Below are 26,857 nucleotides of genomic sequence, written 5' to 3'. Positions count from 1 at the left end.
CACAAATTTAGCGAGTGCTGGAGATTTCTTTCTTATCGAGTTTGGACCAGACAGGACGGTAAATGTTCATATAGTTCAGAACGGATCTCCTCGGTGCAGCTCGCTTGCCACGCGCCTTTCACAGATCGATGATCAAACGGCAAATGTGCTTTGCGTCTTTCAGCCTCGAAACCTGGAGGAAACAGAAAACCTTCGGGGAGTCCTTCAAGGTTTACTCAACGTCGCCGGGAACAACTACTTTGAGCAACAAATTGCCAAGTCCGCCAGCATAACGGCCATATGTCACAAGCTGCTCAGCGACGGCCAACGGCCCACTCCAAGCCAGATCATGTATGCGGCAAAATCGATTCAAACGGCCGAATGGCCAGCGATTTCAGGGGACGAGGCGGTTTCGAGGCGCTTGATTCTTAGCCGTTGCATTTACCAAGAGACGGAGGTCGTGCGCCTTCAACTGCACTCCACCGGGACATCGCTCCGCCTTCAAGAGTTACGCTCAGCGGTTCAAGTATCTGCCACGCACCTGCGTGCCTCCGAGCTACTCCTAGACGAAGCCTTCGTATCGCACATCCTCGACGTTCTTGCACAGGCCCTAGGGCCCGATTGTCTAAATGTATCCGAGCTCATGCCCTCCGCCGCTGTCGCTCGAATAAAGAAGCCCGCCGGATCCCCTGAGACTGTTGTACTAGTCGCGGGACCACGAGTACTTCACAATTCTATTGATCTAGTGCCTTCGGGGCTCAGCTGGCTCTTGACTGAAACCTACCCAGACCAAGTTGCACTAAGAACACTGCTGACTAAAACGCCCTCGGTGAGGGTTGCCACGCTCCGCCCTGGACCGGCCAGCATGGGGCCGGCCCCCGACGTTTGGGGGCCGGATTTTGACACGCTCCTCTGTACTCTTGGCGACCAAGCGGGGACCACTAACGCTTGAAACCGTTCTCCTCAACGCGTTGGAGGAAGGTCATCAACTTGGCTGCTTGCGACTCGGTGGGCACAGCGTAGGCTCCATTCGAAAACTTGCTAACTAGGCTGAGTTCATTCGGAGACAGTATTCGGTGTTCTTTGCCAAAGTCGGCGACGCGCAGCCAAGTCTCGCCACCAACATTTAGCGCTTCGATCTGAGCACTTATCGACGAATCGATTTTTTGGTTCATTCGAGCAGTCTTGGCTTTCTCGACTACCTTGAATGGATCGAGCAGTGTGGCGAGGAACTCGGCGGGAGCGGGAACGCTCTCGGACTTTACATCCGTCCAGCACTGCTCCTTCTTGGCCCATTCCGTCACGTTGACAACGGGCTTGTCATCATGGGTCAAAACGCCGCGTGCGGCCTTGGCCAATTCCGTCGCATAGCTTAATACTTCCACTGGAACGGCCTGGCTTAACCAAATACGATCAAGATCTAGAACTTTACCTTTGCCCTGGACCTGCACCTCATACGCCAACTTCGCTACGGCATAAGACACAATATTTGCCAGATAGCCCGTCGTGTACCATTCAGCTTTGAGCACTGCGGCACGCACACTGTTGAATAGTATAGCTTTTGCTACGGCATGCTTGAAATACTCATCATTGAATTGAGCCTCGTCTTTGTCCCACTTATTCGCTACATTCGCGGCAAAGGCAGAAAAGTTCTTCTGAGATCCCCTGCTGACCATATGCGGTTCTTGCGCCCATGAGAGCTCGTACTTCGCGAGGTCCGTCTTGTTTATTACTTGATTTCGGGGATTGCGGACTTCGAAAGTCTTGGAGTGGCTGGCCGAGCCCCTATTCCTCTCATTGAGGTACTGACCGCGGGTGCGTTCATAGAACCAATGCGTTTGGAAGGCTTTCCCCGCAACGGACGGAGCGAGCAAACGTCGAGATATGGACTCGAGCCGTCTATGGAACGGTGAGTTTGAGAAGAAATCTGCCGGGTTGACCCTGTTCTGGGTGTTCGCATACTTGGAAATCTTCGGTACAAGCGTCTCCGACTCCTCCGGATGGACGACGATAAGCTTCAGCTGAACTGATATGTCCTTGAGATTCGGTTTCGGAGACAGGTCTCTCCGGGCGTTATAGAGGGAAGCAGTTGTCTGGCCCCCGTTGACAATCTGGAGATTTTTGATCGTCTTAATCAACGCGTGAGAGCCGGAGCGAGACGCGGCGACACTCGTGGCTGTAGCTGTCAGCCCGTTGTTGTAGGCCAAGAACATGTCGGGTTCGGACTGTATCGTGGCCCGGATACCTCTGTTGACCAGCACCTTGTTGGACAGGAAGCTTCGGACGTTCCCCTCGAGGAGTCGGCTGCCGTATTGCCCGTACAAGTCAGCTAGGAGATCGCCTGGGACTGCAGCTAGATAGGTCTCAAACTCGGCTTCTTCAGATTGAATGCTAAGGGCGGGCAGCCCATCCTCCAGCCATCCTGAAAGATCGATCTCCACTTCGGATCGTCCGGATGCGGACTCTTCGACTTGAAGAAGTCGCGAAAGGTCCCAAACATGGAAATCCACCGGGATACCGTTAATGGTCTCAGCAGGAGGCACCTTCATTGACGCGCTTACCTGTGCATTGGAAATCAGATACAAGCGATACCGGCTAACACTGGCACCACGTTGGCGCAGCTCACGAGCAAGTTGATACTCGTCCGAGCTGTCCTCCAAGCGAGTCTCCAGCTGCTGCTGCACAGCGTCGGAAAGGAACGACTGAAGCGCATTCAGTTTTTTTCGGGCCTCGGTAGTGGTAAGCGTGGCCAGCTCACTTCCCGGATGCCAGTCCATTACTGCGAGAGCGATTTGCCGATCAGCACCAGGATCATCTGTATCGTAGAGGTCATACCCATCTATAAGAAGTGATCTATTCCTGGATCCTGTTCCCTCATAGTGGAGGACTTGAAGGTTCTCCACTTCGTCCACGTCGGCCAACTTCTCGGCCATGATTGACATGAATGATCGGGAAGGAAAGTCCGCGTCAGAATCAGCGCGGGCCTGAACGTCGGACATCATCCTCTGGTGGAAGTCGTTAACTGTCAACGGATATATCCTTTTCAATGTGCAGTTGGAAAGAAGCGCCTTCCACTTCGAACTGGTTCAGTCCTGCCAAAGTCAGCGAGTAGTCCACCGCACCGATCTGTGATGCAAGCTCCGAACGGCGTATAACGGGAAAATCGTCATTAACATTGAAGCGCTTAAAACCTTGCACGAAGAATCGAAATTGATTGTAGTAGTCATCCTCAACGTCGACACGTAGTTTCTTCTCAAATATTTCAACAAAGCGTTCTCGACGTTTAGCATCAGGTCCCAACGCGTCAATATACCTTCCGATAATTTTTGGAAGCGATTCACCATTTGCGAGTTCAATCGGCACCTCTATCAGCCGCACAACGATCAGTTCCAACGGCCCATCGCAGTCAAGCTGTTCCGCCGACGAGATCCTTATGCTGCCTGTCTCCGGATACACGGATTTCACTTCATAGGCGACCGGGAGCGGTGCAGCATAGTCTCGGGGTGCTCCCATGGGCCCGCCCCACGAATCCAAAACAATGCCCAGCGGCACAGAATGTGCCAGAACTTCCAATCCGAACCAAAGTTCGGCGTAAAGTCCCCTGATCTCTCCGAGGCCTCGTCGATCTGAGGGTCTGAAGGTCAACAGACGCTTCCAAGCAGCCAGTTCAGACAAAAAAATCGAAAGCCCTTCATCCTCCGTCGCAGGCGCGCTGCTGGCCTGCGCCAGATTCCAAGCAAGGCTCATAAACGCGTGAGTGAAATCGAGATCCACGAGTTCGAACCTAAGGGCCCATTCACCGTCTTGGCGCTTGGCGACTGTAGCTTCAATACTCGAAGAAACCTCGGGGACTGATGGTCGCTTCTTACAGCGGATGAAGAATTGAGGAAAACCACGGGCAGACCGCCCGTAGTAAAGCCTCAAGGCGCTCTCCGGCAACATAAGTTTATGCTTTGGTTCTGTTTCCGCGATCAACTCTAGCCAGAGTGACTCCACCGATTGTGGGACGACCGATTCACTCACTTTCCGTATCCTCCCAGCCGTCGTCGCCCAGCAGCTCCTTCAGCTTCACCTTCGTAATCATGTACTCAACATCTTCTGAAGTGTCATCGGGATCAATGATGCCGCCGGGATAAGCGATCTTCAGTCCGACCAAGGGACATTCAGGAGGCTCAACATTTGCATCTTCTGACGACCCAAACTTTGAAAGGCCTAGCGGATAGATAATGAGTGCCGGCCGTTCCAAATGATCCAAATAGACGACTTCGGGAGCCGTTTTTTTCTTTGGATTTAGGGCAAGATAGCTTTCCTCGGCCGATTGGGCTGCAGCTCCATCGATCAGGGCCTTCAGATCTTGTGATCCTGCCAAACGCCTTTTGGAACCGCTAACCGCAATGAGCCCTGGTTGGTGCTCCAAGTTTGTCTCGATCAATTTCATGTTCACGTCGGATACGGTCAAAGTTCCGCCGCTGCCCTGTCTCACACACACGTCCCACGCATCGTACTGTGACTTGTATCGAACGTGTTCAGCAAGTGCTGGACCAAAGGAGAAGTCCATAGGGTGCGCCTTATAGTCGGTCAACATGGCAGCCACGACTGCCCTATCGACCTGTCGCCATACAAGCGAAGATCCGCCACCCTTGTTTCCTAGCTTCGGATGGCCATGGTCTGCGGTCAGCACTTTCAACAGCTTTGTCAGAGCTTTGAAATTGCCCTTGGCAGCCACGGGCGCGAGCTTCGTCGTCTCAGGAGCCCGCCCTTTGTACGAGATGCTGAAGCTAGAAACAGATGTAGCTGACTTCATCTTGCTTCGCGCAGTTATGAGCATTGAACCAGGGTGCTTACGTACAGCCAGGCCAAAGTCTCTGGGGGTCAGGCCTTGATCGCGCATGGCTATGAGATCCATGCGCAGTTCCTTAATAGAACGATCAATGAATGCAAAATTATCGGCCGCCTCGGGGGTGATCCAAACGCGGCAAAGATCCTCGTACCCTGGCCGGTAGCCGAACCAACGGGCCATCTGCAGAAGGGTGTCGGAGGCGGCCGTGTGTCTGTAGAAGTAACTGACCGTAAGTCCTTCGAGCGTCAAACCTCGGCTGAGAACGTCCCCTCCCACAACCACCTGACGGTCGGGATTCGCTAGCTTTGATTCGGACGCTTCAAGTTTCTTATCCACTTTAGAATTGATAACGCGGTCCACTATTCCGCCCACAGCCGCGGGAAGCTGATCGAGAACCTCGCTCCACGAGTACTCGCAGTCACTATAGAACTTCTCAAACGCTGCCCTAATCGATTCCACTTCTTCGTTGGGATGCCCTGCTGCATAGGAGCTTGCATGCAGGGCAACAGCGTTCTTCAGTTTAAGCAGTTCGCCTGCAACCAACTGGTGGACTTGTTCCTGTACAGCTACGTACCGAGAGACATTAATAAGCATCGAGCGTTTCTTATCAACCTGTCCCCGGAGATCTCTAATGGCATTAGCGACAAGGTAGACCCTAAGAGCTTCATTTAGGCTCGGCGGCAAGCCCACAACTTGGTGACCGACCTTATGGCCTGCAGGGAAGTAATCCTCACTGTCGAACAGGTGAACAGTCGGACTGATTCCAATCTCCTCAGATGGTGAGAAAACGCGCTCCGCCCCCACGTAGTTCGAGGGTGCTTCCAGACTGTAAATGTAATCACGCGGGTAGATGTCATTTTCAACGTCAGAATCAATGAAAATATTTGCAAACGGCGTGGCCGAGAATCCCAAGTATGAACTCCGCTGAAAGACATCAAGCAGACGCCTGATCAGCTCATTAATGACAGTCGGGTTATCTTCATCGCGCGTATTCACTGAGGCATAATCTGACTCATCATCAAGCAACAAAAGTGGGAAGTCCAGCTTTCCAGTATCCTTCGCCTGATCAGCAAGCCATCCATGCAGATTTTCCAAAATCGACTTATTCTTTTTCACAACGAAAATGAACGGGATGTTATCCATCCCTTCCAAATGCAGCGAAAACCCTTGCTGGGAAGCAGCATTGAAGTCCGCCCATTCGCTGGTCAGACGTTGAACCTTCTTCGCAAGATCTACATCATGTTTCCCTATGCCGACGTATATTTCACCAGGTAGCTTTGCCCCGCTGCCTTTCTTAGGCTTGGTCGGGGTTCTGCGCCCAATTACGCCTTCATCCACCCTCTTCTGGGTCTGCTTCCGAAGGTGCTCGGTGTGGCCGGCAAGGACGATAATTAGCCTGTAGCCCGCATCGATCGCCTTGTTGAAGAGCCCTAGATAGGTGGCCGTCTTTCCTGACTGCACGTCACCCAGGACAAGGCCCCTACGAGCCCAAGCCCCGGGCTTTTTCGGGTTGCCAACTAGTTCAAGGAGGTCGTCAGTCAGCTCATCCATCGCGGTGACAACGGTTGGGGAAAACCCCTCATCCCCGACGAGATACTGACGATAGGTCGCTGCGCGTTTGAAATTCGTCGTCTTACGGGCGTCTTCGAGCCACAGCTCATACTGATCATCCCGGAGTACAGTTCCGTCGTCCATTGTGATTCCGAGCTTGGCATGTATGCGATCGCGTACCAGGTTCACTTGCTCGGGTGTGAGGTCCTCAGCATGGATGGCGGCATACTTGCCTATCTTGTCGTCTACTGCCAATTCAGTCAGCTTTGACTTGCCCACAAGCACAGCCAAAACAGCGCTTTCAAGTTCTGCAGCTGCGGCTTCCTCAACTTCCGTCATAATACTCATGGTGCTAGTTTCCTCCAACTACCTCGTCAAGCAGGCTGTGAATATTCTCAATTGCAGCATAGCGGGCGACGGCCTTAAAAGAGGTACGGAACTCTTCTGAATCGAAGCCATTCTGCTCATACTTTTTCCAATAGTCCCGGAGCTCCTCCACGATCTCTGATTCCGTGGGGCTTGGGGCTCCTGCTACCTGGTCACCAGCCATGCGAATATATGCATCCTCAAGGGGAAAGGACGATTCCACATTGCGGATAAAGTTCTCAAGTGTACGAGTCTGGTCGACAGATAAAGTTCCGGAAAGCGCGCGAAGAATTGGGTGATCACGGTTTATCTTATAAAAGAAAGAATCGCGCCCTGAGTTTGCTTCCCAAGTATGCAGGACAGCTTTGCTGCCGGCTTCCTTGGTTCCCTTATGCTTGAAGGCCCTTTGGCTCGGTTGCACTAATCGATCGATAACTTTGCGGAGGATGTTCTTAACAGCAGGTGGTGGCACAGCCGTTGACTTCTTAATATCTAGCGCCCACAAATGATCTAGGGTGTTGGGAATGTCCACACGTACCCGTGCTAGCTTTCCGAGTTCTGTGCGGGGCGCGACTCGAAACCAGCTGCCCCCTATGACTAGGCGCATACTGCGGTATACGTAGAACCCTTGGCTGTCACGCAGAGTCCCGTTCACCTGCGCCGCTTTCTTGTCGGCCGCAGTCATTTTATTAAGGTAGGGCAGCGTGAAAGGCTTGATCGTAATATGCGTATCGCCGATGGGAAGCTTTTCTTCCGTGCCGGCTTGCGTCGCGCTGTTACGTGCCAAAAAGGGATCGGCGGGCTTTATTCCCGTGCCGTTCAGACGCATACGGAACTTCTTGCCGTGCTCCCCGGCGAGAAATCGATGGAAGACCAACGCAAGGTGGTCCTTGGCGTCCATCATTCGCTGGTCCCAGATCTCCCCAAACACGGCGCTCTCGAGGTCTGCATCGTTCAGCTTCGTCCAGACAACCAAGGTGCCGGAGTCGAGCTGGCTAAGAAGTTCAACGCCCGGCACCGCCGATATTTCTCGGGTGCTCAGTATGAGCAGCTCCCATTTTCTGACGTTTGCCAAGTGGTCCATGTCCCACCGGGCGCCACTAACAACGCCATCCTTTTTTGAGATGACCGTCAAGCATCGACACTGTGACAAAGAAGCCGTTTTCAGCCCTAGGCCGAATCGCCCAAGGTCCGTCGCATGGCGCTCGTCGACTGCGCTTGTAGACGCCAGCTGCATAGCTGATACGATCTCTTCATCATCCATGCCGCGTCCATCATCCAATATGGAAATGTGGGCAGTATCAGGATGCGATTGATACAAGATCTCCACTAAACCTGCGTTTGCAGCTATGGAGTTGTCGACTACGTCGGCTATGGCAGTCTCCAAGGAGTACCCGACTGCCCTCATCGATTCCATTAGATGCGCATCCGGTACTACGATCCGTGATTTTGCCAATTAAACTTCCCCCACAGTGCGGGGTACCCCCACTAGTTCTCGATATATACAACTTCCAGATGCTGGTATTCCAGCAACTGTAGACAGTGTAACCGGGGCCACCCTCGTTTCCGTTCGTCGGACGCCCGCCTGTCATGACACTGAGGCTCTCACCCATAACCTTGACGGCCTCCCCCGCGTCCCGTCGGACATCTGCCCCGTCCCCGTCAGCTGCGGCTCCATGAACCGGCGGAATGTGTCCCGCATCAGCGAGTGACCCGCCACCACCTCGTGCAGCTCCCGCAGATCCTTGAGCGTGAACGGTTCCTCCAACAACGCGCCAGGGTCCGGCGCCTCCGCGTAGGCTGCCCGCAGCCACTCCACGGCTTTGCCGACAATCTCCGCATGCCCGTACGGCAGCCCCGCGACCACCTCCGGTTCGCCGCCCACGAAAGCCAGCCGGACGCCGTCGGACTTCAACGCGCCCTCCAGCTCCGCCAACGGAACCACATCCACGTGCGCAACGGACAGCACCCAGCCACGGTCATCCCGTTCCGGCTCATCGAAGACGTGCAGCTGCCGGGGGACCCGGCCCGAGATCCCCGCCTTCTCCCGCAGGGACCGCAATACCGCGTCCGACAGCCGCTCCCGCTCCCGCAGGAAGGTGCCCGGCAGCGCCCGCTCGCCGTGATGGTGCTCCCCGCCGCGGCGCACCAGCAGTACTTGGAGGCTGCCGTCGGCGACGGTCAGCACAGCGGTATCCACCGCCACCGACGGCCGCGGGTAGTCGAGCAGGGACGTGGCGGGAGCATCCTTCGAGGTCTTCACAGAACTATTTATTTCAGTATTGCGCAAAAGATTCAAGCCGTGCATACTTGAGGCTAATTAGCTCAGATCTGAGCTAAAGATCGGAGACCGTCATGAAGGTTCAACAGCTCCACGTCGGGGCCGGCACTGCCCTCGGCCCGCTCACCATCTTTCCGGTGTGGACCAGCGGTGCAGGCGAGCTCGGCATCAGCACCGGCACCCACGCCGACGTCGCCGCCACCGAGCTGGCCAGCGGCCCGCAGGTCGCCCGGCTCACCGTCACCAACAATGGCCCGCGCCCGGCCCTCCTGCTCGAAGGCGAGCTGCTCGAGGGCGGCCAGCAGCACCGGACCTGTGCGCGGGATGTCGTCCTGGGTCCGGGCGAGACCCGCGACATCGACACTTACTGCGTGGAGGCCGGCCGCTGGGAAGGCACCCACAGCCACCGCCGCCAGGCCCGCCGCGCACCGCTGAATGTCCGGTCCGAACTCGTGACCGCGGTCGCGGACCCGGGCGGCGTGGGCCGCCAGGGCCGCATCTGGAACCGGGTTGCCCGCTTCGACGCCGCCCGGGGCCGGTCCGCCACCAGCTCCCTACTCGAGCACCTGGACCGGTTCACCGCAGAGCCCCGGAAGGACCGCCGGTTCGGTGCCGGCGACGCCCCGGCTCCGCTCGAGGGCCAGCGCGGCGTGGTGATCGGGCTCGGCACGCAGCCGCTCCTGCTGGAGGTCTTCGGCACCCACACGCTGTTCCGGCGGCACTACCGCCAGCTGGTCGAATCCGCGCTGCTGGACTTGGAGCTCCTGCCGCCGCAGGTGATGGCGTCCGGCCCGATGCCCGGCCAGCGGGCCCGCGACTTCGCCGCCGCCTTCCAAGCCTTGGAACTTGGAGCGTTCGACGGCGGCCTGCCGGCTCTGGAGGTCCGGAACCACGGCGCCCTGCGCAGCCGCAACGTCACCCGGACCACGGGGCAGCTCGCGGTGGCGGGGATCGCCGTCGCACTCCCCCACCGCGAACCCGAGCTGGCCCACCTGACCGGCTGGAACAACAACCACCCCCTGATGGAGATCGCATGAATCTGAACCCACTGCAGAACGACCGCGCCGCCGGTGTCCTAGTCACCCTGGCCGCCGGTGACGCCCTCGGTGCCGGCTACGAATTCGGCGCACCGCTGCCCGACGGCACCCCGGTGAGCATGAAGGGCGGCGGCCCGTTCGGCTTCGCCCCCGCAGAGTGGACCGACGACGCGTCCATGGCCGTCGCCCTCGCCGACGCGCTGGTGGACGCCCCGTCCGATCCTGGCTCCCCTTCAGTGCTGACCGCTGTTGTGCGGGCCTGGACGGGATGGGCCACCGAAGCCAAGGACGTGGGCGCGCAGACCAGCTCAGTCATCGCTGCCGCTCGGCGGCTGGCCGTGGCCGCCGGCCGGAGCTACGCCGACGCCGGTGACTTCACGACCGCTGCGGCTGAGTTCCATGCCCGCACCGGCCGGAGCGCCGGCAACGGCTCGCTGATGCGCACCGCTCCCCTGGCTCTGGCCTATCTGGACCGCAGCCCCGAGGAACTCATGGCTCAGGCCGGGGTGGTCAGTACCCTGACCCACGCCGATGCCGACGCACAGGAGGCGTGCGGCCTGTGGTGCGTCGCCATCCGGAAGGCGGTCCTCACCGGCGTGCTGGACGTCCGGGCGGGCCTCGGCTTGCTGCCCGCGGCGCGGGCGGCCGTCTGGCTGGAGCGGATTGAGGTCGCGGAGCGGTCCCGGCCGCGGGACTTCGCCCGCAACGGCTGGGTGGTGGAAGCATTCCAGGGAGCGTGGAGCGCCATCCACTACACATCGGCCCCCACGTCCGGTCCCCCGCACCTCCGGGTGGCCTTGGAGGAAGCCGTCCGCGGCGGCCGCGACACGGATACCGTTGCGGCTATCGCCGGCGGCCTGCTCGGAGGCGCTTACGGTTACTCGGCCGTCCCGTTCGAGTGGCGGCAGCACCTGCACGGCTGGCCAGGGCTGCGCGCCCGCGACCTGATGGCACTCGGGATGGAGCTGGGCCGCGGCGAAGGCCGCCGTCTGGAGTCCTGGCCACGGGCGGTGACCCACGACTACAGCATGTGGGGCCGCACCGATGGGCTGGTCCGGCACCCCCATGACGACGGCCTGTGGCTGGGCGGTGTTGCTTCCATCGCCCAGGTGGCTGAGCTGGGGATCGACGCCGTGGTGTCACTGTGCCGGCTCGGAATGGAGGACGTTCCGTCGGTTGCCGTCCACGACCACGCCACGTTCTGGGTGGTCGATTCCTTCGATGCCGGGGACAACGCCCATCCGGACTTCGTGCTCCGGGAGGCGGCGGCCGCCGTCGAACGCTACCGGGCCGAGGGCAAGACGGTCCTGCTGCACTGCGTTCGGGCGGAGTCCCGTACGCCCACCGTCGCTGCTCTGTATGGTGCCCGCGTTGCCGGAATCTCTCCGTTGGAAGCGCTGGCCGACCTGCGCCGCGTGCTGCCCGGGGCACGGCCGAACTCGCTGTTTTTGGCGGTGCTGAGAGATGCGGAGACCGGCGATGACCGCTTCGGAGCATAGCCACGCCCTCAGCTGCCAAGTAATGTCCGAGCCTGCTGATAGGAATATGACCATGACAACAACTCCTGAACTCAGCCGGGAACAGCGCGATGCTGCGATGGTTGAGCGCTATGCCGACGGCGAGACGCTGGACGCCATCGGACAGAGCTTCGGCATCACCCGCGAGCGGGTCCGGCAGATCATTGCCAAGGTGGGCGGAACCAACGCCGAGGAATCGCGCAAAAACCGGACTGCAGCACGGGAAGCGGCGACGGGGGCATCGCATGAGGCCTTTCTGGCTGAGTACGGGGATCTCGCCCGGCAGATGGCGAAGCGGGGTGTGACCCGGCCGGACGCTGTACTGAAGCTGCAGGCTCTGTACCCGGCGATCGACGTCGATCTGGCCGAAGATGCATTGAGGGGGTCGGCGATTCTCTTCTCGAAAGCGCAGATCGATGACATCTTCTCCAAAGAGGCGCTGGCTGCCGGCATCTGGTTCCTGCTCGGCTCGGACCGCAACCTTTCCCCTGACCGTGAATGGGCCGCAGTCAACCTGGACCTCTCCCTCATGAGCGAGCTGCGGGCAGCCCTGGAATCCGCCCAAGCGTCGGCGGATGACGTGGCGACCATCCTGGGCGTGATTGGTGCCGCCCAGAAGCTCGTTACGGAAAATCCGACGGCGAGTATCACCGGCGCACGCTACCAGGAGCTCCGTGAAGAGCTGGTGGTGGCTCTGGGACTTGTGTCCCGGCAGGGAGCCTTCCCGTGGCCGCCCACCCGGCAGACCGTGATGAAACGCTTTGGCGGATGGAACGAGGCATTGGAAGCGATGGGAATCGGAACCACGAAGCAGGGCCGGTCAAAAGGACTGCTGAAGTTCACCCGCGAAGACTACGACGACGCCGTGCGGGACTATTGCGTCTACGCGTCGGCAGTGGCAGCGAAGGCCACCTATTCCGGGTACGACGTCTGGGTCAAGCAGGAGATCGCTGCCGGTCACGAACGGCCGTCCGGGGCGTCGGTCCGCAACATCTACGGAACTTGGGCGGACGCAGTCCGCTCGGCGCAGGAGTAGGTGCCGAACTTGGGGGAAACAGTGGATGGGTCCGCTTCTGATTTATGGGCGTTTCTGGGCATGCCTGATGACTCGGCAGGAGCAAAGCGGGCAGCCTACCGAAGCGGTGATCCCTTGCGGACCATTGCCGCCGCCCTTGGCGTAGAAATATGCGACTTGGCTGAGTCGATGGTCTCCATCCTGGACCCGTCCGACGAACTCGAACGTTTCCGGTCCGTCCGGCGGCGAAGCGCAGCCACGGCCATCGCGCTCCGGTCCAACGAAGAACTGGTGGATCGGTTGACTGCCTCAGGCATCGCCCGGAACGACATCCCGACGATCCTGACAGCCCTGGGCACTCAGCTTGACACTGAGATGGCAATCGAACTGCTGGGCATTCCCAGCGGGCCACTGGACGTCCCCGACGAACCGCGATGCCTCGGGGACAAACTGAGCCTTCTTTATGTGGCGGGAAGGCATCACGGGGTGGAACCTGACTATGAGCTTGCGCTTGGAAAGATGTCGCTTGATGCTGTGGCAGAGTTGAGGAGTCTGCTCCACCCGGACGTTCCCTACCGGCACCTTGCGGAGATCTTGGCCGTGATCGAGCCCACGGCCCGTGCCCTCCGAATGAGAAAGATCCGGACCCTTAGCTATGAAGACTATGAGAGCACGGCCCGGAGGATTACTTCTGAAGTGGGCATGATCACCAAGAACCAGGCCGATCCATGGCCTGTTCCAGCGCGTATGCTGCGGCGCCGGTACGGCCGGGGTTTTTGGGAAGACGCCCTAACGACAGTCGGTCTGGCGCTACCCTCCCACGTAACACGCTTCGGCCGGGACGACTATTTCCAGGCCCTGGACGACTTCACCGAGGAATGTCTGGGCGTTGACTATCCGATGGACATCGGGACCTACGATCGCTGGGTGGTTGCCGACTCTGCCATGGGCGCCGACCGGCCGTCGGCGGTGGAAATGATCCGCTACTACGGAAGCTGGGAAGCGGCCGTGGAAGCCATTCTCCCGTCGGACCAACGGGAGGATATGCAGCCCGTCGCCGGCGAGCCCAATTACATTGACTACGACTCCGGCTGGGGAACGCTGGAGGAGCTTAATGAATGGGAAGCTAGGGAATTTGAAGAATGGCGGGTCATCGAGAACCTCGTTGGCGAAGCAATCGAAGCACTGCCATCCGGTTCCTTTTTGCACATCCAGTACAGTCATACCGCCGCGCCCTATGCTCGGGCGACGCCTGGCACCAATGGAGTTATGTGCGAAATCGTCTCCAATCTGGGTATTCCTTCTCACGAGTGGCGCATGAGCACGCATTGGCTCTCCGACAACGGTTGGTCGGCTCCCAGCCCGGAAAACACCAATTGGCTCAAGGAAGGGGTACCACGAACGGAAGCCGCTGCCCAAATTCTCCTGGCCATCCAACGAGGCCGCCATCCGGTCGAGGCGACGGAGTTGAGGTGGAATGTCGGGACGCGTCCCTAATAGTCCAGACCGTTTCCGCGGAGTCACCGGGAGCCATGCGCTTCACGGAGAGATCCAGACCCTTCAAAATGCCGAGTTGGGAACCACATCATGACGACTCAACGATTCGACCCATTACCGGAGAGAGATCGACAGACAGTAAGCGCCCAGGTTATCAATGGCTTTCTGGCCGGGGATGCCGTCTGGTCCATTGCCAAGGCGGCGAAGATGAGCAGCTGGGAGACGATGAATCTCCTCAGTAGGCGAATAGCAGAACGGGGAGAGGAAGAGCGGTCCAAGGCGCTCCAGCACCGGTGCTCGGTGGCTGCCGAAGTCCTGTACCAAAACGAGGAGCGCATCTGGCAACTCTTGGACGCGGGCATAGAGGGCAAGGATATTCCCAAGGTCTTGGCCGCCCTCGGAGTCTCCCTTGACGTCGAAATTGCAACCGACCTGCTACGCAGTCCGGACATATTCATGGACATCCATGCCGCCGTCGAAGTGGTGGTACTACCTCTCCCCACTGACATCTTCAGCTTGCTATACGTCGTTGGTCACGGCCGAGGTCTTGAGCCCGACTACAAGCTTGCACTGGGCAAGGTCCCAATGCCCGGCATCGACGAACTCCGGCGGGTTCTGGTCCGGCGCTCGTCTGAAGCTCAAGTAGCCGAAATTGTTGCCATGGTGGAAACCACAGCCCAAGCGATCAGGACAGGGGACGTGTCCGGAATTTCCTACTCCGACTACGCGGACACCGTTACGGTCTTGGCACAAGACTCGGGCGACGCCGAATTGAGGAGCTGGCTGGTTTCGGCGTCGAGTCTTCGGAACGGTCTGGGAGGAGGATTCTGGTCAAAGGCGCTGGAGGCCGCCGGGCTGAAGCTCCCCTCCACAGCAGCCCGTTTCACCTGCGCGGATTATGAGGGGGCGTCCGATGCGTTCTTTACTGCTTACCGCGATTTCGGATCGCCGAAGGACGTGGCCAACTACGACAGTTGGGTGACAGCAGAAGCCGCAGCCGGACGTGACCGTCCATCGCTGATTGCAATTCGGCGGTACTTCGGTGCCTGGGAGTCAGTGATCGGCGCGGTCATGCCCTCAGAAGTCGAGGACGAGTTCACGGGATGGTGGAATCGCTCAAGAAAGAGACCATCTTGGAGCATGGGTGGGCGCGTGCGGGCGAACTCGTCGGTGACGCTTTAGCGGACATGCCTTGGAATTCATTCCTGAGCATTGAATACGGTGATGAGACCGACGGACCCCGTCGACCCTATGCGCAAGCCAGCCCCAGCGCGGACGGTGTCTGGTGCGAAATCGTCTCGGAGGCGTTCCTGTCCGCCGAGGAATGGCCAATTAATGAGGTTTACCTCCTGCGGAATGGCTGGTCCGCGCCGGACGACGAAGTCCCTAACTGGCACAAGCACGGCATACCTCCACTGGAGGCTGGGCACCAGATACTGGAGGGCCTGGTATCTGGCCGGAGCTGCCGTGATCCACAGAAAGTCCGCTGGCGCAGCGGAGATTTCCCCGGAGGCCCGGGGCCAGATGGTGGCGTCATCCTTGACTTCGAGCCTGGCGGAATAGTCCGGAACCTGCGGCGCGCAAGCTGACATTCGGCATCGCCGGGGAAGTACACCCGCTACGAAATGTCAGTGGCCGCCTATAGCCTTCCCAGCAACCGTTGCTGCTACTAGGAGGCCCACATGCCAGTCCCTACTCCACCGTCACGCCGAGTCCTTTCGGCCGCTGAAACTGTTGCAATGCGTTCCGGACTCACAGTGCTGATCGTGCCCCGACGGGGCCTCATCCTGTGGGCCGTGGCACGAACGGTCGAATCTACCGTTCTCGGGGTGCAGTCGGGCTGGATCACCGAGGCCGCCGCAGGGGCGCATTGGGGCAAAGCCTACGCGGAGGCCGCTCGCGCCGTCACGGAACTGGCTGCGGGCGGGAACGAGCCCGTCTTTTCCGTTGTGGATACTGCCCGCGAACAGTTGCTGGGGCTTGGGCTTCCTGTTGATCTTTCCTACCCGCCCGCTGCAGGTGTCGTGGTGACAGAAAAAGCCGTGGCCGAGAGGCTTGATGCACTGTTCTGCCGGTTGGAGATTGCCACAGACGCCTCCATCGGCCACCGCACTCCTTGGGCAGGGCACGGCTGGGTATTGGATTTCGGAAAAGGCCTGCCGCTTCGCCCCGGCCTGAAGGCCGTGGGCGGCGGAAGCATCCTGGAAAGCGAGCTTCGGGCGATCCGGCTGGCTCTCGGTGCTGCCAAGAACGCCTACACCGGCGTATTGGACGGACGCTGCGCCGTCACCGTTTCCTCCGACAACCTCACAGCCGTGAGGATGCTCAGCGACAGCGGCTTCCAACCCGGACAATCAACTGCAGCCTGCCGCGAGGAGCTACAACGGATCCAGGCCCTGGCCGCTTTTGCCGACGTTCATTTCCAGTGGGTCAAAGGCCACGCCGATCATGAACTGAACGTTCTCGCTGACCGGCTGGCGGTGATGTCCCGAAGGCACAAGGAAGCTGAGCTTCCGGCACACGAGACCTTGCGAATGGCCGCAGGCGTTGTCGAACAGCGAAATTTGGGCTTGGCTGCGTGAACAGCCTCCAGGATGAAGTCGTCCTGGCCCACTCCGTCCATGTTCTGCAGTGGGCGACAATTGGCCCTCACTCCTCGACGTCTGCATGAGGCCGGGGCACCACGGCGAAAAGCCAAAGTACGCCATATGGTTTGGCCGCTTCCCCGTGGAAGCCCCAGACTTGAGCTGGACCATCCGGACGTCTCCCGGACAGTTCTGTCCGCCCAACTTAGTCATATTGAATCGGCCCTTTCGGGGAGGACCAAACTCTGCGGCCAACGGCCGCAGTCCTTGCGCTGCATTAGGAAGATGGAACGTGCCATGGAAATGCTGAGTGGTGTCAGCGTCGATACATTCAAGAATCTCGTATGGTTGGCTGCCTTTATTGTCGGCGGTTTGTTTGTCATCGGCAGCCCCGTGTCTTCTCCACTGAAGATAACCGCGAGGGCCGTTAGTGCCCTGCTTGCGGCAACGGTGTCATTCGCCGCCGCCAACCTGGCAGTGGTGTTCTATATCCTTGCGCACCTCACGGATCAGCGCTGGTCTGTCGGAAAAGATCCAAAACTGGACAGTCCCCAGCTGTCTGCCCGGCCGTTCTTCCAGCCAATCACCGATAGTTTGAATGACATCCTGGGCAGCCTGACGGGAAGCCTGGACAATGCCATCGCATTAAAGAATGCATTCCTGACCATGCCGGACTTTATCATTGCAGCTGGCTGGGCTTTCCTGTTGCTGTTGCCGCTGGTTATCGTGGTTCGAATCATTGCTGGGTTCATCGAAAAAGAGCAGGTTCGGCAGATTGACCGGAATACGCGCGATCTGGCTGATATCCGCGCCCAATTTGGACTTGCCGCTTTCAAAGACACCGCCAAGTCGCGCTCCTGACTCGGGAAGTTTGATCTGTCCGTGTCGCCATGGTGAATCAGCCCCGCCCAGCTAACGTTGGAACAGCGCAAAACCGGGAAGCCGGTTTATCAACATGGGGGCGGCAATGAGGTGCATTCCGGAAGAACCGGAGTTCGGCGAAGGACACCACGCAGAAAAGGCCGTCTGGACCGCCCTGCGGAACAGCCTCCCCGACGACTGCGTCCTCGCCCACTCCGTCCACGTCCGCGATGGCCGGAACGAATACGAGATTGACCTGCTGGTCCTCTGGCCCAACGTTGGCATGGCCGCCATCGAGATCAAGGGCGGCCAAGTCAGCATTACGGACGGGCAATGGTGCCAGTCGGACCGTACACAGAAGCGCAAGATCCAAAGCCCCGTGGCGCAGTCCCAAAGCTCACTCCACGCCCTCAAGAACTGGCTGGAGAACCAGCTCGGTACGCGCCTGAGCAGCCGCTGCGTCTACATGGTCAGCCTCCCCTACACCGACGTGCCGCGTGACTGGACCATGGCAGGCTGCCCCCGGTCGCTCATCCTCGACCAGACCGACAGCAAATCCCCCGCCGGCCTCGTCCGCCAAGCCATGGAAAACGAAGGCGGCGGAGCCTCGCCACTGGCGCCGGCCTTCCTGGAACGCATCGTCCGCAAGCTGGGCGGAAACCTGGACACCGCCGTCGTGCCTTCCACCACCTCACAGGAGGACGAGGCAGCGCAGGACCACCTCACGGAACGCCAGTCCGTGTTGATCCAGGCAACCCGCTCACTCAACAGGGTCCGTTTCACCGGCGGCGCGGGCAGCGGAAAGACGTGGCTCGCCGTCGAGAAGACCAAGCTGCTGAGCAAGCAGGGCAAGCGCGTAGGCCTCTTCTGCTACAACAAAGGCCTGGGGCAATACCTCCAGGACCGCGTCGCACCCTGGCGCCAGGCCAAACCGGTGTTCACGGGCGAGTTCCACGAATACGTGCGCGGGCTGGGAGTCCCGGACGGTTCCGGGCAGGATTATTTCGACGTCGAAATGCCCCGCCTCCTGAAGGAGCTGGCAGTCGGACTGGAGCCGCACGAGCGGCTGGACGCCGTCGTCGTCGACGAAGCGCAGGACTTCGCGCCCCTATGGTGGGACGCGCTTCTCGCGTGCACCACCGATCCCGCCGCGGGCGAGGTGTACGCGTTCATGGATGACCGGCAGGACGTCTACCAACGCTGGGGAGGCGCGACGGCGGACCTCACCAATGGTCCGATGGCTGCTTTCGTGCCCATCCACATCGACGACAACCTCCGCAATACCCGCAAGATCGCCGAAACGTTCAAACCCTTTGCCGGCGAATATTTCACGCCCCGGGGCAGCACGGGACTGCCCGTACGGTTCGTGGACTGCCCGACCGGGGATGCGCTCGAGGTCGCCGGAGACTGCGTGGAGGCGCTGATCGAGGAGGGCTGGGCAAACAATCAGCTCGCGCTCCTCACCACCAAAGATCGCCACCCCATCCACTTGGACTATTTCGAGCGCGGAGCCACCGAGGAGTACTGGCGGGACTTCCATGCCAACGAGGGTGAGTTCTATGGCCATGTGCTGGGCTTCAAGGGTCTGGAACGGTCCGTTGTTGTTCTTTGCGTCAACGGGTTCAAGGACATGTCGCGGGCCAGAGAACAGCTCTACGTGGGGTTGTCCCGGGCTCGGAGCCTGCTGGTGGTAGTCGGTGATTCCGAGTTGCTGGAGGAAGCGGGCGGGCGGGAACTGAAGGCGGCGTTGTCACGGTCTCAGGCGTGGAGCCCTGTGCCGTAGAAGGGTGAAAATCGGCTCCTGGCCGAGCGACGAACGTCAGCCGCAAGAGAGGTCCGGCGTTATTGTCGGTGCGGCAGTTCATGCTTCTTCTAGCAGTTCGAAGAATTACGTCTTCCTGGGGATAGACTGCCGGGAGTCTTTGGACTCACTGAGGAGTTTGATCCGCATGACCAGCTCGGTCCCGAGCACAACAAATTTGGGGGAAAGATGACGGTTCCGGGCATTCGGCGCCGACCCGCTGACCGACATTCGCGCCGCGGATAAAGGCCGCTGGCTGCACGGGAAGGAAACCCCGTCCGTGAAAGGCAGTAACGCCGTATCGGCGCCCAAGGACAACTATGCGCAGTTCATAGAGCAGCTGGATGCCGCGTCGAGGAATCTGACCGCTCGCCGGGAACCGCTCACGCGAACGCTTGAGATTTTGGACGTGCTGTTAAGGCAAAACGCTCTCGGACTCCAGCTGTGGGAGGAGCGGCGCGCCGATGTCGGCAAACTGCTGGACAAGGAAGTTAGCTCAGCGGAGAAACTACAAGCGCTGAGTGAGCTCCACGAGGTTTCACTCCGGATGGAATCGATGTTCCAGAACCGCACTCAGCGCATCAGAGAAAAGCAAGCGTCGTTTCAGGCCCGCCGGGAAGAAATCAGCAAATCCCTTCTCGAGCTGGACCGCAGCAGGCTCAAGCTGACGTCGTCCAGAACGCTGTCCCGCGAACGCGAGAATCTGAACCGAGCCGTCGCCGACCTAGCGGGCACGCCCGAGGGCGTAACCACTGCCTCGGCAGATCGTGGCCTTCGCGACGACCTTAGCGAGGCTCGAAGGGCGATCGTCCTTGCGGCGGCCCTCATGGAAGTGTGAAAGGGAGATGACCTTGCCCGAATGGCCTACGGAGAAGCGCGTGATCAGAACGTTCACGTCTTTGCAATGGGACGGCAAACGTGGCTTCAAGGCGAGGAGCCCTCTTGCCAAGTTCACCGCTAAGCGGTTCTTGGTTGGTCTTGCGATTTTCGCAGTCCTGACCAGGCCGGGAGCTTTCGGTGCGGTGGCTATAGCGCTCGGTGTGGTCGCTTTACTCTTGTGGATTCTGTCGGAAGACAAGGTCAGACAGAAATTTGCGAATGAGCTCATCGCCGATGTCAACGAAACCATCGTCGGCCTCACCGGGGACGCCACCGCTGAGTTGTCCCGGAAGACCTTTGAATCGTTTTGCTCGTCCGGTGGGCGCATCCCTCTGCCGGTGAACGGGGTGCCGGGACTCGAGCTCGGTGTCGTCAGCGACAGGCCACCCGAGGAACGCATAGCAGCGATAGCGCGGGTGGACGAAACGGTCCGCACAAGTCAGGTCACCGTCTTTGCTACACCGCCCGACTACGGCACTGCCATCTTTGACCGGTTGCTCCAGGCCACCCGCGACGCAGACTGGCCGGCCGCCACACCCACGGGGGCGCCAACGCGTCGGCACAGTTATTGTCCGACCCTGAACATATGATCTAGGAACTGTCGCTCCAACACGTCCCGGGGGATGATGTGAACGTTTTGTTTGGCCTGTATCTGGACCGCGCTCCGTGGACTTACCGTGATTCCGCGCTCGGCACGGTCAGGCTCGGCCCCTTGGGGTTGGTCCAGCTTCTGCAGACCCGGCTGGGGCTTACCGGACCCGACGCACGGCACTCCACGCGGATCCGGCAGTACATGGCCCGGCTCGCGGAGCAGGACACCCCGCAGGCGTGGTTCCATGGGTCCTTCTCCGTCGATCCGTGGTCCACAGCTATCGACCTATTGGATATCCGCGACGAGCTCGTCGTCAATGGATGGACGGGCCTCGCTCCGGACGGGTCCACCGCCAAGTTGCAAGCCCTCGCAGCCTTGGAGCAGAGCCTGCTCCCCCTCGACCTGGCGTTCGCCGACTACCCTTTGGAACTCATCCGTGAGCTTGAGGGCGAGCCAACCTCGCATTGGCCGCTCGGGATCGTGCAGCTTGAACTCCAGCACCCCCGCAGCTCGTTCCCCGCAATCTGGAGCCGTCTCATCGACGCGCTGGAACGCCGCGGAGTGAGAATCGCGGAGCCTTCACTGCCGACGGAGCCGGTGGGGGAGGTAACCGTCCTCGTCGCCAAGACCGAATGGGAGGCGGCTGAGCACACGGCCCGCTGGCTGGCGTCCGCGGCCAACCCGGATGCAGATCTCTCGGCCGTCGTCGCCTCCACAAGCACTGCGCTGCTGGATCAGGAACTGCAGCGTCGGGGACTGCCGCGGATCGGCGTCAGCAACCGCTCACGTTGGCGGGCAATTGACCAGATCATTCCCCTCTTCTTCAACGTGATCTGGGGGCCGGTGGACGTCCAGTTGCTGGGCGAATTCCTGAACCTTCCCGTGAGCCCCGTTCGGCGCGCAGCCGCCCGGCATCTCCTGCACGCCCTTGCCGCCCAGCCAGGGACCGGCGGGGATGAATGGCTCGGCGCGCTGCAGAAGATCAGCGCCGAGGAGACGCTCGGCCCGGACGTTGCGGCGGAGCTCGACCAGCTTCTAAGCACCGAGCTCTTGATCGATGACGGAACTGTCAGCGGCACCACCGTCGTCGAACGCGCGCAGTGGCTGCGCACCCAGCTCAGCCGCCGCGTGCAGCTGCACCCCCGGCTTGAAGGGGTGCTTAGCCAGCTCAATGAATTTACGGCCCTAATCGACGGGCCGGAGCCGGTAACACGCAAGACGCTCGTGCGGATCCTGGAATCCGTCATTCCCGCCAGTGCCAGTCCCCTGGCTGGCGGTGAGGCAGCGCCATGGGTCACGCTGCACAGCCTCAGTGAACTCTGCGACGACGTCGACGGGCTCGTCTGGTGGGGCTGCCAGGATGACGGCCGGCCCCGGTCCCGCCACTGGGACGACGCCGAACGACAATCCCTACTCGGCGTCGGCGTCCAACTGCCTGATCCGGCCGTCCTAGCCGAGCTGGAACTCTCGGTGGCAGTGAACGCCGCGAGACGCTGCCGGCGGGTGCTGCTTGTCCGCGCCGCCGAGATCAGCGGAGAGCCCACAAAGGCCCACCCGGTGCTGTCCTCACTGGCTTTCACCACCCTTCCGACTCCCCTGCCGGGAACCCCGGAAGAAAACAAGAAGGCGGTGGAACACGCCATTTCAGCCTCCACCACCACCCCCGCCGAGCTGGTGCACGACGGCGTCTGGCGCATCGCCGGCCGGACTGCCGCGTTGGCGCCGGTGCAGCGCTCCCAACCCGAGCCCGTTCCGGCCGCCCACGAGTTGGGTCCCCGCCCGGCGTTCCTGCCCGACAAGCTCTCCTTCACGCAGCTCAGCACCTTGATCGGCTGCTCCATGAAGTGGGTCTTGGAGAAGAAAGGCCGGCTAAAGATGGGTGACGGGCAGTCCGTCCCCACCGGGAACACCATGATCGGCACTCTGGTCCACAAGCTGGTCGAAGAACTGTTCGCGGAGCTCCGCGCTGCAAACCGGGCCGTGCCCGAGCCAGCGGAAGTCCAGGTCAAACTGGACCAACTCGTGCCGCACTATGCCTCGGAGCTGCTCCTTCCGGGCAGAGGCGGCAGACTCGCCGGCCTCCGTCCCGTCATCCAGAACTCCGTCATCACGTTTTTCCAGACCCTGCAAAGCCAGGGCGTCTACATTCGCGCCACCGAGCACGAGTTCAGCAAGCCGGCCATGTTCAACGTCAACGGGGCCCAGATTGAAGTACGGGTCTCCGGTTACATCGACGTCCTTGCCGCGGACCAGGAGGCAGAACCCGTCGTCATCGACCTCAAATGGACCAACCGGCCGAAGTACCGGCGCGAAGAGATCACCAAGGGCGACGCGATGCAGCTCGCCCTGTACCACTGGGCACTGGACGAGGGCCCGGATCCCATGTCCACGGTCGCCGAGGACGCTGCAATGTCCTACTACATGCTGAAGCAGGGCGAGTTCGCCTCGACCAGCAAACTCTTCGGGCAGGCGCTGAGCAGCCCCGCGTCCAGCCGGAGCACTTGGCAACGATCGGTCCGCGCCGCCGAGTTCTCCATCTCGGAGGTGGTGGGAGGACGAGTTATGGCCGCCGGGCGTCAGGAGCTGGGGTCCTCCGATGAGCAACGGAAAACGGCGACAGCGGCTGACCGGCTCTATCAGAAGCCTTCCTGTAATTTTTGCGACTTCTCCGTCCTGTGCGGCCTCAAGGGGGACTTGTCATGAACCGCGCCCTGCACAATGTCGCGATGATCACGGCCAGCGCCGGCACCGGCAAGACCTATAGCCTGATGGGCGAAATCGCCCGCGAAATCAACAACGGCACGAAGCCCAGCCAGATCCTGGCCACAACCTTCACCAAGAAGGCCGCCGCCGAACTGATCGACCGTGTCCAAGCCGAGCTCTTCGGCAATGAGCGCCCCGACGCTGCCCGCCAGATGTCCGTCAGCATGGTGGGCACCGTCAACAGCGTGTGCGGCCGACTGCTTCAGGAATACGCGGTCGACGCCGGGCTGTCGCCGGCCCTCCAGGTCATCGCCGAAGACGAACAGCTCCGGATCTTCCAGCTCGCCACGGACGCCGTGTTCGCAAAGTTCACTCCCCTAATCCAGCCGCTGGCGAAGCGCCTAGGCTACGACGGCGAGTCGGACGTCCGCGGCAGCGACCCTGACTGGCGTACGATCGTGCGCGACATCGCCGACGCTGCCCGCGGAAACAGGATCGACCCCACGGCACTGAGACAATCCGCTTCACTGTCCCTGCAGGGGCTGCAGCAGGTCCTCGGTCCGGCGGGCCTCGACGAACGCGCCACCTGGTCCAACCAACTGCTCCAAGGACTCATGTCGCTGCGCGGGCTGGTCTCGGACAAACTGGATCAAGGGAAGGTTCCGCCCAAAAACCTTTTGGCCTCGGTCTCCCTGCTGGAGCCCGTCCTGGCCCAGGGGTCCGCCGAGGACCTCCCGTGGCGTTTCTGGATCGAGGCCGCCGGGGTGGCCAATGCAGACGCGAAACGGCAGCTTGAGAGCTACATTTCATCGGTCGACGTCGATCTGATCTCCAACCCGGTTTTCCAGACCGAGCTGCGGGAATTCACGGAACTGGTGTTTGCCTGCGCCGCTTCCTGCCTGGACCGGTTCGCAGAATTCAAGCAGCAGTACGGGCTCATCGACTTTGTCGACCAGGAAACGCTTGTGCTGGACCTGCTGGAAAACAACCCGCAGTTTCAGGTCTCCATTGCCGGACGCATCAAGTTCATGGTGGTAGACGAGTTCCAGGACACGAGCCCGCTGCAGCTCCAGCTGTTCACCAAGTTCGCCGAGCTCGTGGACCGGGTGGTCTGGGTAGGCGACTCGAAGCAGGCCATCTACGAATTCAGAGGCACTGACCCGGAGCTGATGAAGGCTGTCGCCGCACATGTCGATAAGGAGAAAAAGAAACAGCTTCACGATTCCTGGCGGTCCAAGGAAGCTGTCATCGACCTCTCCAACGAGATCAGCCTCGCCATGTTCCCGGAGCTGAGCGAAAAAGAAGTTCGGCTGACGATCCCGGAAGCCCGTAGAGATCCGTCCCACCCCAAGAACGCACTTGGCGGTGCCCGGGAGGTGTGGACCTTGACTGCGAAAACGGTACCGGAGCAGCGTCGCGCCGTCGCCGCCGGCGTCATGGATCTAATCCAGCGGCGCGGATTCCAAGGGTCCGACGTCGCGGTTCTCGCCAGGTCAAACGACGCCGTGGCGTCTATCGCCGCCGAACTCGCGTCGCTCGGCATCAAGGCGACGACGAACACGTCCTCGTTGTTCGCCGCACGGGAGATCCAACTGGTCCGCGCAGGAATGGCCTTCGTAGCGTCCGATGACGACACCGTGGCCCTGGCGGAGCTGGTGCATCTACATCCTGATCATCCCCAATTCGGCCGCTGGGTCCCCGCCCTGTTCGACGCCGAGGAGCCGAAAGAAGAGCTCCGGCGCTGGGCCAGCGACCCTCTGGTATCCGGGTTGGTCGATCTCCGCGACTTAGCCAGAGTGTGCACGCCCACCGAGATCATGGAAGAGGTGACATCGCGGCTGGGGGTTGCCCGGCTGATCAAATCGTGGAGCAACCCGGGGACCCGGCTCAAGAATCTGGACGCACTGCGTTCCCTGCTGGAGCAGTACTACGAATCGTGTGCCGCGCTCAGCAAGCCCGCGACGCTGGGCGGCTCGCTCAAGTTCCTCTCCGACGCCGCCAGCACCGGCAGCGAGAATTTCGGGGACGACGTCGTCAACGTGCTGACGTACCACAAGGCCAAGGGACTGGAATGGCCGGCCGTCGTACTGGCGAGCCTGGACACGGATGTTACTGCGAAACCGTGGGGTGTAGCTGTCGAAGGAGTCGACGACATCGACGTCGGCAACCCGCTCGCCGGGCGTTGGATCCGCTTCTGGCCGTGGCCGTTCGGCGGCAAGGGATTCAAGCCGCTGTCGGCAGTGGCAGACTCCTCCACGGTGGCGCAACGGGTCCTGGCCCGGCGCCAGGCTGACTCGGCACGCGTGCTCTACGTAGGCCTGACCCGCTCAGTCGGTGTGACCTGTCTGGCGGCCGCCAAACCAGCCCCGGCCTCGTTCAACACTCTGGGAACAGGATCGATTGTGGAGTGGACAACGGGCGCTGGCAACGTGGGAACCCTGGTCGTCCAGGGGCGCGACGGCGAACACACGCTCTCCGTGGATGCGTTCACTTACGAGCCTGCGGGCGAACCCACAGATACGGGTACCACCGCTCAAGAAGAGTTCGAGGACAGCCTTGTGGTCGGTTCGCCGGTTCCGCACAAATCCGCCCGGGTGACTGCCAGTTCGCTGGCGAGCTTCGGCTTTGCAGCAGAAGTCGCCGAGGCCGCCGCCCTTGGACCCCAGCTGATTTCACACGGCGGCGCCAACTGGGACAAGGTGGGTTCCGCGATCCATGGTTATCTCGCCCTGCCCCTGGCCGAGATGGACGCCTCCGTCCGGCTCAGTGGGGCGCGCCGGCTCCTGGACCGATGGGGCGTTGCCTCCGCCGTCGAGCCAAGCGTCGTAGTGGACGCCGGTGAACGGATGCTCGCCTTCTTCGACCAGCACTACCCTGGCGCCATCTTCACCACCGAACAGTCGGTTGCCTGGCGGAACGCCGACAACCAGCTCATGGAAGGGTGGATTGACCTCCTGCTGGAAACGCCTGCCGGGTATGTCCTGGTGGATCACAAGTCCTATCCGGGCACGGATCCTATCGGTCACATCAAGGACAAGTACATCGGCCAGATGCGCGGGTATGCCGAGGCGATTGAGTCCATCACAGGGCGGCCCGTCGTCGAAACGCTGATCCACATGCCGGCGCTTGGGAAGATTTTCCGGATCACGTAGCTTCACCACCAGCGGTGGCGGCACTCCGGGTTCTGGCACGCCCATTTGGGTAGTCCAAATTCGACTTTTTCCGGTGACGGGGTAAACGCGCATTTCGTCCATGACGACGCGGCCAGCGAACTCGGTCTTGGGCATAGATTCGCGCGCCGACGGCATGACCATCCCGTAGGCAATTCGCCATGCCTCGTGGCCGCATACCGG

Annotated in this window: 18 protein-coding genes; 13 read left to right on the top strand and 5 right to left on the bottom strand. The window is 60.6% G+C overall.

The window, feature by feature from the left end; translation table 11 throughout:
* Positions 1-920 precede the first annotated feature (920 nt).
* From LFT45_RS06100 to LFT45_RS06080, 5 genes are all read right to left on the bottom strand, one after another.
* The gene (locus tag LFT45_RS06100; RefSeq protein ID WP_236807494.1) at positions 921-3,008 is read right to left on the bottom strand and encodes an AIPR family protein; all 2,088 of its coding nucleotides are present in this window, start codon (positions 3,006-3,008) and stop codon (positions 921-923) included.
* Positions 2,998-4,002, bottom strand: coding sequence for a PD-(D/E)XK motif protein (locus LFT45_RS06095; RefSeq protein WP_236807493.1), 1,005 nt, complete (start codon positions 4,000-4,002; stop codon positions 2,998-3,000). The genes LFT45_RS06100 and LFT45_RS06095 overlap by 11 nt, the downstream gene beginning before the upstream one ends.
* The gene (locus tag LFT45_RS06090; RefSeq protein WP_236807492.1) at positions 3,995-6,718 is read right to left on the bottom strand and encodes a Z1 domain-containing protein; all 2,724 of its coding nucleotides are present in this window, start codon (positions 6,716-6,718) and stop codon (positions 3,995-3,997) included. Before LFT45_RS06090 ends, LFT45_RS06095 begins: the two co-directional genes overlap by 8 nt.
* A 4-nt stretch (positions 6,719-6,722) precedes the next feature.
* Positions 6,723-8,144, bottom strand: a complete 1,422-nt coding sequence (locus LFT45_RS06085) for an ATP-binding protein (protein ID WP_236809037.1) — start codon at positions 8,142-8,144, stop codon at positions 6,723-6,725.
* A 180-nt stretch (positions 8,145-8,324) separates the two neighbouring features.
* Positions 8,325-8,999 carry an NUDIX hydrolase gene (locus LFT45_RS06080; RefSeq protein ID WP_236807491.1) on the bottom strand — a complete coding sequence of 225 codons (675 nt, stop codon included), beginning with the start codon at positions 8,997-8,999 and terminating at the stop codon, positions 8,325-8,327.
* A gap of 92 nt (positions 9,000-9,091) precedes the next feature.
* Between LFT45_RS06080 and LFT45_RS06075 the strand changes: the two genes are divergently transcribed.
* The 13 genes from LFT45_RS06075 to LFT45_RS06020 all read left to right on the top strand — a co-directional run bounded on the left by LFT45_RS06075 (position 9,092) and on the right by LFT45_RS06020 (position 26,656).
* Complete coding sequence (locus LFT45_RS06075; protein WP_236807490.1) at positions 9,092-10,054, top strand: ARPP-1 family domain-containing protein; 963 nt, start codon at positions 9,092-9,094, stop codon at positions 10,052-10,054.
* Positions 10,051-11,553: an ADP-ribosylglycohydrolase family protein gene (locus tag LFT45_RS06070; protein WP_236807489.1), complete on the top strand. Its 1,503-nt coding sequence runs from the start codon at positions 10,051-10,053 to the stop codon at positions 11,551-11,553. The genes LFT45_RS06075 and LFT45_RS06070 overlap by 4 nt, the downstream gene beginning before the upstream one ends.
* A 52-nt stretch (positions 11,554-11,605) precedes the next feature.
* Entirely contained in the window at positions 11,606-12,607 is a 1,002-nt protein-coding gene (locus LFT45_RS06065; protein ID WP_236807488.1) for a sigma factor-like helix-turn-helix DNA-binding protein, read from the top strand.
* Between the two features lie 9 nt (positions 12,608-12,616).
* A complete protein-coding gene (locus LFT45_RS06060) occupies positions 12,617-14,083 on the top strand; it encodes a TY-Chap domain-containing protein (protein ID WP_236807487.1) in 1,467 nt (488 codons plus the stop codon).
* 90 nt (positions 14,084-14,173) lie between these two features.
* Positions 14,174-15,265, top strand: a complete 1,092-nt coding sequence (locus LFT45_RS06055) for a hypothetical protein (RefSeq protein WP_236807486.1) — start codon at positions 14,174-14,176, stop codon at positions 15,263-15,265.
* Positions 15,187-15,672: a TY-Chap domain-containing protein gene (locus tag LFT45_RS23460; RefSeq protein WP_442863601.1), complete on the top strand. Its 486-nt coding sequence runs from the start codon at positions 15,187-15,189 to the stop codon at positions 15,670-15,672. Before LFT45_RS06055 ends, LFT45_RS23460 begins: the two co-directional genes overlap by 79 nt.
* 150 nt (positions 15,673-15,822) lie before the next feature.
* Positions 15,823-16,665 carry a ribonuclease HI gene (locus LFT45_RS06050; RefSeq protein ID WP_236807485.1) on the top strand — a complete coding sequence of 281 codons (843 nt, stop codon included), beginning with the start codon at positions 15,823-15,825 and terminating at the stop codon, positions 16,663-16,665.
* A 300-nt stretch (positions 16,666-16,965) separates the two neighbouring features.
* Positions 16,966-17,529: a hypothetical protein gene (locus tag LFT45_RS06045; RefSeq protein ID WP_236807484.1), complete on the top strand. Its 564-nt coding sequence runs from the start codon at positions 16,966-16,968 to the stop codon at positions 17,527-17,529.
* 106 nt (positions 17,530-17,635) lie between these two features.
* Entirely contained in the window at positions 17,636-19,312 is a 1,677-nt protein-coding gene (locus tag LFT45_RS06040; protein ID WP_236807483.1) for an NERD domain-containing protein, read from the top strand.
* 298 nt (positions 19,313-19,610) lie between these two features.
* Positions 19,611-20,168 carry a hypothetical protein gene (locus LFT45_RS06035; RefSeq protein ID WP_236807482.1) on the top strand — a complete coding sequence of 186 codons (558 nt, stop codon included), beginning with the start codon at positions 19,611-19,613 and terminating at the stop codon, positions 20,166-20,168.
* 7 nt (positions 20,169-20,175) lie between these two features.
* The gene (locus LFT45_RS06030) at positions 20,176-20,799 is read left to right on the top strand and encodes a hypothetical protein (protein WP_236807481.1); all 624 of its coding nucleotides are present in this window, start codon (positions 20,176-20,178) and stop codon (positions 20,797-20,799) included.
* Between the two features lie 38 nt (positions 20,800-20,837).
* Complete coding sequence (locus LFT45_RS06025) at positions 20,838-23,504, top strand: PD-(D/E)XK nuclease family protein (protein WP_236807480.1); 2,667 nt, start codon at positions 20,838-20,840, stop codon at positions 23,502-23,504.
* Complete coding sequence (locus LFT45_RS06020; RefSeq protein ID WP_236807475.1) at positions 23,501-26,656, top strand: UvrD-helicase domain-containing protein; 3,156 nt, start codon at positions 23,501-23,503, stop codon at positions 26,654-26,656. The genes LFT45_RS06025 and LFT45_RS06020 overlap by 4 nt, the downstream gene beginning before the upstream one ends.
* Positions 26,657-26,857 lie beyond the last annotated feature (201 nt).

Source organism: Arthrobacter sp. FW305-BF8 (assembly GCF_021789315.1).
In the GTDB taxonomy this organism is placed as follows: domain Bacteria; phylum Actinomycetota; class Actinomycetes; order Actinomycetales; family Micrococcaceae; genus Arthrobacter.
The sequence above is the reverse complement of the archived record's forward strand: the minus strand, read 5'-3'. Positions and strand labels throughout refer to the sequence as shown.